At 73.1% G+C, this 1,365-nt stretch carries 1 protein-coding gene; it reads left to right on the top strand.

Annotated elements, in window-relative coordinates:
• A partial coding sequence (locus ACY45C_RS19550) for a helix-turn-helix transcriptional regulator (protein WP_462189020.1) occupies window positions 1-1,115 on the top strand: 1,115 nt, incomplete at its 5' end.
• Window positions 1,116-1,365 lie beyond the last annotated feature (250 nt).

The following is a 1,365-nucleotide window of genomic DNA, read 5'->3' as shown; positions in this document are numbered from 1 at the left end:
GGCTCACGGCGCGTGAGATCGCCGACGAACTCGAGGTCTCCGTGCGGACGGTCTACCGGGATCTGGAGTCCCTCGCCGAGGCCGGGGTCCCCGTGCTGGCGGACCGCGGTGCCACCGGCGGGTACCGGCTGCTCGACGGCTACCGCACCCGGCTGACCGGGTTGACCTCCGGCGAGGCCGACTCTCTGTTCCTCGCCGGCATGCCGGCGGCCGCCGGCGAGCTGGGGCTCGGCACGATGCTCGCGGCGGCGGAACTGAAGCTGATGGCGGCCCTGCCCGAGCAGCTGCGCGAACGGGCCGGCCGGGTGCGGGAGCGCTTCCATCTCGACGCGCCCGGCTGGTTCCGGGCCACCGAGGACACGCCGCTGCTGACCGAGGTGGCAGCGGCGGTGTGGGAGCAGCGCCGCGTCCGGGTCACCTACCGGCGTTGGCGGGCCCCCCGTGAGATCATCCGGCACCTCGAACCGCTCGGTGTGGTCCTCAAAAGCGGCACCTGGTACCTGGTCGCCAACGTCGCACACGGCACCCAGGGCGTAGGCCTGGCCGAGGACGCTGGCAGCAGCCGCGACCCTGACGGCACCCGAGCCGCAGGCGCCACCGAGAGTGCGGACGGCAGCGGAGGCGCGGAACCGGCGGGCGGGCCGGCCACCCTGCCCCGGGTGTACCCGGTCGCGAAGATCCTCAGCCTCGAGACGACCACCAAGACGTTCGAACGGCCGCATGGCTTCGGCCTCGGCGCCTACTGGGCCGGCTGGACGGCCCGCTATGAATCCGAGGTCTACCGGGCGCGGGCGACCATGCGGCTTTCCCCGACCGGCGTGACGATGGCCCCCTTCCGGCTCCCCCCGGCGGTCGCCCGCGCCGTCCGGGAAACGGCGAGCGCACCGGAGGAGGACGGCTGGGTACGCGCGGTGGTGCCGATCGAGTCCGTCCGGCACGCCGAGCGCGAACTGCTCGTACTCGGCCCGGACCTGGAGGTGCTCCACCCCCCGGAGCTACGCGAGGCGATGACGCGCGCCGCGGGCGCGCTCGCCGCGCTGTACGGCGCACCGGCGGCGGGCAACGGCGGAAGTCGCAGGCCCGTCGCCGGGAACCACAACCTGCCGGAACCCTGACTGCCGGCAGCCTGACGCCTCCGGACGCCACGTGGCGCCTCGGTGCTTCGTCTGAATCACTGGGATGACGCCGGCACCAGGCTGCCAACCTTTACGGACGGTGGATGCCCACGCCCCTTGATCAGCGAGGGTCCACCCGTTCTTACGCCCTGTACGCGACAGCAAGCCCTCCAATAGGCGCGGGCCTGCTCCCTGGCCGTATCAGTGCTGAAGCAGGAGGCCCCTCGGGCGAGCGGCTCCTCAAACAGGC

It is taken from the genome of Frankia sp. CcWB2 (assembly GCF_977927585.1).
Note: the sequence above shows the minus strand (reverse complement) of the source record. Positions and strands in the feature narration are given on the sequence as shown.